General features: G+C 49.5%; 6 protein-coding genes. 3 read left to right on the plus strand and 3 right to left on the minus strand.

What is annotated here, in order from left to right; all coding sequences use genetic code 11:
- The first annotated feature begins 14 nt into the window (after positions 1–14).
- Positions 15–401, plus strand: a complete 387-nt coding sequence (locus NC997_RS15405; RefSeq protein WP_190413833.1) for a DUF1257 domain-containing protein — start codon at positions 15–17, stop codon at positions 399–401.
- Positions 401–859 (plus strand): ferredoxin, encoded by a 459-nt coding sequence (locus tag NC997_RS15410; protein WP_190526942.1) that lies wholly within the window; start codon positions 401–403, stop codon positions 857–859. Before NC997_RS15405 ends, NC997_RS15410 begins: the two co-directional genes overlap by 1 nt.
- Before the next feature lie 105 nt (positions 860–964).
- Here NC997_RS15410 and NC997_RS15415 read toward each other — a convergent pair whose 3' ends face one another.
- Together NC997_RS15415 and NC997_RS15420 are read right to left on the minus strand one after the other, a co-directional pair.
- The gene (locus NC997_RS15415; RefSeq protein WP_190526944.1) at positions 965–3547 is read right to left on the minus strand and encodes a DUF3769 domain-containing protein; all 2583 of its coding nucleotides are present in this window, start codon (positions 3545–3547) and stop codon (positions 965–967) included.
- A 120-nt stretch (positions 3548–3667) separates the two neighbouring features.
- Positions 3668–3784, minus strand: a complete 117-nt coding sequence (locus NC997_RS15420; protein ID WP_190413836.1) for a photosystem II reaction center protein I — start codon at positions 3782–3784, stop codon at positions 3668–3670.
- A gap of 644 nt (positions 3785–4428) precedes the next feature.
- Between NC997_RS15420 and glgP the strand changes: the two genes are divergently transcribed.
- Entirely contained in the window at positions 4429–7062 is a 2634-nt protein-coding gene (gene glgP, locus NC997_RS15425) for an alpha-glucan family phosphorylase (protein ID WP_190526946.1), read from the plus strand.
- A 33-nt stretch (positions 7063–7095) separates the two neighbouring features.
- Here the strand turns inward: glgP and NC997_RS15430 are convergent, their stop codons facing one another.
- Positions 7096–7860: a DUF429 domain-containing protein gene (locus NC997_RS15430; RefSeq protein ID WP_190526983.1), complete on the minus strand. Its 765-nt coding sequence runs from the start codon at positions 7858–7860 to the stop codon at positions 7096–7098.
- Between the last annotated feature and the right edge of the window lie 433 nt (positions 7861–8293).

An 8293-nucleotide genomic window follows, 5' to 3' on the forward strand; every position in this document is an offset into this window, starting at 1 on the left:
TTGAAAAAATCGTCATGTCACACTTTAGCAACATCAAAACTCAAATCCGCAATCTTGTCTCGTTAGAAGCCGCTTTGACCGACTTAGGAATAGATTGGAAATCTGGCCCGCAAACAGTGCGCGGCTATCGCGGTCAAACCCTTACGGCTGATGTTGCCATTGAGCAAAAAAATGGTTATGACATTGGTTTTCGTTGGAACGGTCAGGAATACGAACTTGTTGCTGACCTACAGTATTGGCAGCAAACGGGTTCTGTAGAGCGGTTTCTCAACCGAGTGACTCAGCGTTATGCTTACCACACGGTTGTCAAAGAATCTGCAATGCAGGGCTTCCAAGTTGCCGAGCAAAAACAGAATGAAGATGGTTCAATCCGCCTAGTAGTGCAGCGCTGGAGTGCCTAATGTCTGATTACCCAACTCCTGAACAGCCAACTCCCGAACGTTCTGGCTTGGAGCCAGAGTTAGGTGGTATTTGGCGGGATGCACCGGAACGTTCGGGTTTGGAGCCGGAGTTGGGTGGCACCCTGCGGCAAAAAGGCGTCTATGTTGATGAAATAACCTGTATTGGCTGCAAGCACTGTGCCCATGTTGCTCGCAATACTTTTTATATTGAGCCAGATTATGGGCGATCGCGTGTAGTTCGGCAGGATGGAGACTCAGAAGAAGTCATTCAAGAAGCCATTGACACCTGTCCGGTCGATTGTATCCACTGGGTCGATTACACGGAATTGAAAAAGCTTGAACAAGAGCGGCAATATCAGGTGATTCCATTGATCGGATTCCCTGCTGACCATGCGATTACGGCTGTGAAGCAGCGGCAAAGGAAGGTTAAGAAAAAGCAACCGAAACCAATAGAATAAAGGTTCGCTCGTATAAAAAATGCCCGTCTGCACGGGCTAAATAAATAAAACCCCCAATAGCAGGCAGCTATTGGGGGTTTTATTTAAAGCGTTGCACTCTCGCTTCTAACGAGAAACCCCTTGCACGACTGGACGCACACCAGAGCCAGGAAAAGGTTCCGGAGTACCCAACCAGTTAAAGTCATTCAGCCGAAAACTGATGGAACCCAGCTGCAAAACAGGGTTGTAACGCAGGACAATGTTGTAGGTGCGGCGGCTGTATTCCAGAAAGTAGTCGGTGCTGATGTTCTCCTTAGTATTTAAATTGACCGAGGTTTGAAAACCCAGGCGAAACGGCCCATAAATCTGTTGAGTAATGCCAGCGGAAAGAACGCTGGTATCCACGAGGCGGTCAAATAAGAAAGGTGATATGCCACCACGAGCAACTTGAGAGTAAGTAACATTAAACCCGGTGTAATCTAAAAAAGGTCGAGAGAAATGACCGAATTGCCCTTGCAGCCCAATGTTCCCACTCAGGGATTCCTGGCTATCCCCACTGCTGTAACCACTATAAACGCCGGTGATGCCCGTCGTTAATTGTACATAGGGAACAACTGGCACGGGTGTATAGCGCAATCCTTCGGTGGGGGTGGCAGGCAAAGCTTTACCCCGCCAAAGTAAAAAGTTGCGGTTGAGGGAGGCACTAGCTTGATAGCGACTGAGACTAACGCGATTGTTGGTTTGTCCTGGTTCGAGCAAGTCTAAACGGTCTGTATCTGCGTTAATGAACTGGGCACCCGCTTGATAAGTGAGGTTGATGCCAGTATTCCCTAAGGGAATGACCGGAGAAGTCAGAACTGCGCCTAAACTACTCTGGACAGTTTGATAGCCGAGAGAGCCGTTGAACAGGCGATCGCGGTAGCTATATTCTACATTCAAGGTATGGGGTAGACGGGTGCCGATGATCTGGCGCAGTCGCAGGCTCGCTCGTAGCTGGTCGTTTGAAATCTCTTCTGGATCTAGACTGGTGAAAACAGCCGACCCTCTCAGGGTTGTGGTAGGACTGAGGGTGGCATCTAGTCTAGTCCTGAGACCAAACACGGAGGGATCGAGGAAGCTTCCCTCAGAAACGGCTTTTTGAAGAAAATATTGCGGGGTCACGCGCAATCGCACGCGGTTGGTAGAAATCAATTGAAAGGTACGTTCCGCAAACACACCGCCTCGGTCTTCAGCATCATACCCAAAGGTGAGAAGACCCGGTTCGGTTTCGCTCCGGTCAATTACTCTACGATCTTGAAAAATCGGGATCGAAAAACCCTGGTCAAAAACGACGCGGGAGCGGGTGGTGGTAATTTCATCTACCAGGGGCGAAATCCGCCTGAATCTGGCTGTATCTGCCCGTACCTCAAGTTCTGGTGGCGAAAAGGGGTCGTTGGTTAGCCGAACATTGGTGGCAAAGGCTCCTTCGGAGTCGAAATCTACCCGATCGGCTTGAAAGCGCAACCGGTTAATTGCGCCCCCTTGCTGAAACGACTGCTGGTTTTGGATGTTCTGACCAGCCCCAAAGACCAGTCCGTAGCCGCCGGGACTGGTGATATTCGAGACGGGTTGGTTGGCGGTAATGCGATCGCTTAACGGTCGTACTGAGGCAGCCGCAGCACTGGCATCATTGGGTAAAGGACTCGAAAAATCTGCCCCTGCTGAAGGCTGGTAAATCTCGCCACTGGCATTTAGGAGGAAACCGCTATCCTGGGCAAAATAATACTCAACGCGATCGCCCCGCAGCACTTGTTCGCCTCGCGTCATGGCGACATTCCCGTCGCCCACTACAACGCGATTCGGCAAGTTTACCTGTAGCCGATCCGCATCTACTACCGCACCCTGGTAGCGCAAGACAACATCGCCTTCTGCTGTAACGACTTGTCGATCTACATCGTATTCTTGCTGGTCAGAAGTTAATTCCACAACGCCTCCCGTACCGCCAGAAGTCGTAGGCGGAGGTGGCGTTGTACCGGGGGCAGGGGCGGGTGCTGGTTGATTTTCTGGGGTGGGAGGTGCGGGTGCCGGTGCCGGTGCCAATTCCTCTTCAGGCCAAGGCTCACCCTCCGACACGGGCGCTGGAGGAGTAGACTCTATCGGAGTTTCACTCGGCAAAGATTCCGGAGATTCCGGAGATTCTGAGGGTTCTGGAGGCTGTTGCTCGACACTCGGCAGCTGCTTTTGCAACATAGGAGTTGCCGCGCGTTCTTTTGCGATCGCAGCCTGACTTTCAGTGTTCTCTTGCCTAGGTTCTGACTCTTGATTTTCTACCGACGAAGCATCAAATTCAGCAACGTTCGGAAAATCCTGATCTGGGTATGCGTAAGGGCGAAGCCGTTGTGCTGACAATGCAGGGTCGTCGTCATTCTGGTCTGTCTGCACAGATGCTTCTTCCCTACCACTCCCATTCCTGACAATTGGATGACCCACTGAAATTGGGGCACCAAGGGGGGCAGCTTTTCTGGTGGGGATAGAAATTACAGAGAGCGAGGAAGAAGACTCCGGCGCAAACGTTTCCGGCTGCGTCGGGGCAGCAAGGGTCTCAGGTTGCAGGGTTCGCTGGGAATCCGATGCAATTGTTTGAGCGGAGACAGCTAGAGAAGTGACATCCTCTGGCGGCAACGTGTTGATAATCGCAGGCGGTGGGGGCGGCGGAACTGGTTGGGGCATCTTCTAGCAACAGGAGTTGAGCGGACAGCACCAATGCCTATCCTCAACTGCACTCTGAGTAGGGTGCCTCGCAGTGGACTGCTGCCCCGACATCGGCCTGAGGCATAAAGCGATCGCTGTTTATTCCAGATCCCGGCGTTTTGGGTTACGGGAAGGATCGCTGGACAAAAATCCAAACACAAAGAGCAGGCTGAAGAAGGCAACGACTATATAAACGACAATTTTGAGAGTCACCATACCGATATCTACTCCAGACGGGAAAGGCTGAATGTTGCTGCCTTAAAGGCAGAACAACTTTCTCATAATACCGAAATATTGCTTCATTTTTGCCTTGAGTCTGGAGTGATTGTTGACCTCAAGCGGTCAGTCCAGCCGTCGTTTGAGCTGCTTAAACTGCTCTGACGATTGCCAGAGCGCGAAGTTTCCCTAGCGATCGCTTAGTTGTTATACCACGAGATCGCACCCGGTTCCTGGGTTTTAACTTTTCCCTAGCTCAAAATCCAGGAAATTGCAGAACCTGGGAAATACTGGAATCTTTGCTAGGGTGCGATCCCAGATAGCTAAGGTGTTTGGACGCCAGGAGGATAAACACGCGAATGCCACTAAATGCCACTAATGGTGCCCAAGGGCAGCGTTGCAAGAGACGCGATGTTCACCGCTTTTAGGCGATCGCTCCCGTGCTAGGAGCGCTTTTCTAAACAAATTTTCTCAATATTCCCTGGAAAAACTAGGATTTTAGATTGAAAGCGGCAGCTTGCTAAGGGCAGCTAGCTGGATAAAGGGATCAACATTTCCAGTCCAAAAAAAGAGTATAAAGAGCATCCAACTTGTAGCGGAAGTGAGTACACAATAGCTCTATTAAGACTTTTGAGGCTTTGTCAATGCAGCCGATTCGGACATTTAACGTTTCCCCCGCCTTGCCGTCAAGACTAGAACCCTTACGAAAACTGGCATATAACCTGCATTGGGATTGGAACTTTGAAACTAAAGAGTTATTTCGCCGCCTAGACCGCGATTTGTGGGAATCCAGCCGTCACAATCCAGTGCTAATGCTGGGAACTATTTCTCAAGCGCGGCTACAAGAAGTTGCTGAAGATGAAGGCTTTGTTGCCCACATGGAACGAGCCAGCCGCCAGCTAGACGACTACCTGCAAGAACGGACGTGGTATCGCAAACACAGGAATGAGGTGAACGGTCAGAGGACTGAGAAGAAACAAGAAAATTCTTCTGCTTCCTCGCTCAGTCCTCAGGACTCAGGACTCAGGACTCAGGAGTGTTATGCCTATTTCTGCGCGGAATTTGGTCTAACCGACTGCCTGCCCATTTACTCTGGTGGCTTGGGCGTTCTCGCGGGAGACCATCTGAAATCAGCCAGTGACTTAGGCTTACCGCTGGTTGCCGTCGGCTTACTCTATCAGGAAGGGTATTTTGCCCAGTACCTCAATGCCGATGGTTGGCAGCAGGAACGCTATCCGGTTAACGATTTCTACAATATGCCGTTGCACCCGGAGCAAAATCCTGACGGTTCGGAACTGCGGATTTCTGTAGAGTATCCAGGGCGCACCGTCTATGCCCGTGTCTGGCGCGTGCAAGTGGGAACTGTGCCCCTATACCTGCTCGATACCAACATTGAGCCAAACAATCCCTACGACCACGACATCACCGACGAGCTGTATGGTGGTGACTTGGATATGCGGATTCATCAGGAGATGATGTTGGGCATCGGGGGCTTCCGGATGCTGAAGGCGCTGGGATACAAACCCACCGTTTATCACCTGAATGAAGGCCACTCAGCGTTTCTAATTTTGGAGCGCATCCGGATGTTGATGCAGGAAGAGAAACTGGATTTTGCCGCCGCTAAACAAGTGGCGCAAGCAAGTCAAGTTTTCACCACTCACACGCCTGTCTCTGCTGGGTTCGATTTGTTCCCCCCGGATAAGGCTCTTTATTACGTGGGGCACTATGCCGATATTTACGGACTTTCCCACGAAGAGTTTCTCGGCTTAGGACGGGAGGACACTGGGGATTTGGCGTCACCGTTTAGCATGGCAGCACTGGCGATGAAGACATCGAGCTTTGTCAATGGGGTTGCTCAGCTGCACGGGTTGGTGTCGCGGAAGATGTTTCAGAGTCTCTGGAAAGATTTTCCACTCAATGAGGTGCCGATTACCGCGATTACGAATGGAGTCCACGCCCGCACTTGTGTAGCGAAGTCAACGCAGGAGCTGTATGACCGCTACCTTGGCCCTCAGTGGTCTGACGCGCCAGTAGACGATCCGTTGTGGGAGCGGGTGCAGTCGATTCCGGATGAGGAGTTGTGGCGCAATCACGAGCGTCAGCGCTCAGAACTGGTGGTGTTTGTGCGCGATCGCCTAGTGAGAAAGTTGCGCGATCGCGGTGCTTCTCCCTCTGAGATTGACCAAGCGCAGGAAGTATTAGATCCAACGGTGCTAACAATCGGGTTTGCCCGTCGTTTTGCGACTTATAAGCGGGCAACTCTGTTTTTGCGGAACCTAGACCGGATCAAGAAAATCTTGTTGGGCGATCCAAATCGGCGGGTGCAATTCGTCATTGCTGGAAAAGCTCATCCCAAGGATATGCCTGGGAAGGAACTGATCCGGGATATCATTCATTTCTCGCGGGATGAAGGAATGAATGCCAGCGTGGTGTTTATCCCGGACTACGACACTTATGTTGCCCGATTAATGGTGGCGGGTTGTGATGTTTGGTTGAACACTCCCAGGCGTCCGCGAGAAGCATCTGGTACCAGTGGGATGAAAGCTGCCATGAATGGTTTGCCGAATCTGAGCGTGCTGGATGGCTGGTGGGATGAGGCAGATTATGTCCGTACTGGCTGGCCCATCGGTCACGGAGAAGACTATGAAGACATCAATTATCAAGATGATGTGGAAGCGAATGCTTTGTACGACTTGCTAGAACAGGAAGTCGTGCCGCTATTCTATAACCGGGATGGTGCTGGAATTCCCCGCAAGTGGACTGCCAAAATGAAGGATTCGATTCGATTGAATTGTCCGTTCTTCAATACGTCGCGGATGGTGCGGGAGTATGCAGTGCGGGGATATTTCCCAGCGAGCGATCGCTACTCTACGATGACCGCAGACAACTACGCCCCCGCCAAGGATGTAGCCGCCTGGAAGCAACGAATCTTCGAGCAATGGTACAACATCAAAATCGAAGAAGTTGATGTCTCTGAACCGGCTGGGATTATGGTCAACCAAACCGTTAGCGTCAAAGCGCGGGTTAATCTGGGAGAACTCAGCTCCGATGATGTTCAAGTTGAACTTTATCAGGGTGCAGTTGGTGTCGATGGGGAAATTGTCAACGGCATTCCCGTAGTGATGGATTACCAAGGCAAAGATCAACAAGGATGTAGTATTTACACTGTTGATATTCTTTATACCTCCAGTGGTTTGCAGGGTTTCTCTTTACGGGTTTTGCCAAAACACGACAATCTATCAAGCCCCTACGAATTGGGGCTGATTCTTTGGGCTTAGATAGTTTTGAGTTTTGAGTTATTAATTCAAAATTTAAAACTCAAAATGATTCTTGGGGACGACAATGTATCCGGTGGTGTCATCTCCCAGCACCAAATTTCTTTCTAATCCCCAGTACCACCAGTGAGCGCCCACATAGGCACAGATAAGGCTATCTAGCTTATCTTCTAAGGCTTTAAAGGTTGCAAGGGTACTGGGGATTTCTGCAAGCATCGAACTCCAAAGATGGAGAATCGGCACAGAGGACGAGGAGACATTTAGGGCAGGGTGGAAAGTTGGTAAGCTATTAACAATATACTGGCGGAGTTTGATTAGTTCTAATTGACGCTCTGCCAGCTTGCCTTTCTTGTATTTAAGAATCCGCTCTAAGCTGAATAAATTGACGATGGCTGGGTGGGGAAATACTTCGATTTGATAGCGTCCCGGTTGTTGGGGTTTGATAATTGGTGCGTGAGCAAATCCACGGGATTCGAGGCTGAGTCCAAATCCTACGGTGCGCTGAGCAAAGGGGAGTCCTAGATTAGCAGGGTAGCAACCCGCGTGATAACGACCAAAATATTTGTGGGTAAGTTTATCAGGTAGTCGCGTCCCAGTAGTGTTGGGAATCAGTGTCGGGGCATCGACGGCAATCATCGCCGGTTCTGGTGCGGGTGCCCAAGTATCAATCCAGTTGAGAATTTCTTCTATTGTTTCGAGTCTATCTAAATCCAGCAGATGCAACTGCCCATCTTCCCAAGCGAGGCAGCATAATCCACTGGGTTGCGATCGCCATCCCAAATCAATGCCTAAAAATTTTATCACGCTGAAATTTTATTATCTATCTTGGTGTTTCGTGCCGCTCATCTTATTCAAATCTGCGAATCAAATTCAAAAATGGTTCAATTCTGTTGCATAGAAACACATAGTTATGAGGTAAATGAAGCGATGCTTTATAGCTTCTAAATTCGTCTCGAAGTCAATAGATTAGCTGTTTGGAATTTACTTTGCAAAATAATTTTAATATAACTTGTTAATAGCCCAAACAAATTAAAGTAGTTACAAACCGTGTTGCTGATGCAACTAATAATTCTGTTAAGGAGTCCCTTTTAAGCAGCAACTAGGCTGTTAAATATGCAAAGTAAGTGCTTATGTAAAATAAATTACACATAATAAAAAGTAGAATAAGCTAAAACAAAAGTCAAGAAAACAAGAGACTTATGAGATTTATTAGAGATTTAAGCCGAGAAACTCA

Source organism: Trichocoleus sp. DQ-A2 (genome assembly GCF_039961915.1).
Taxonomy (GTDB): Bacteria; Cyanobacteriota; Cyanobacteriia; order Cyanobacteriales; family FACHB-T130; genus FACHB-T130.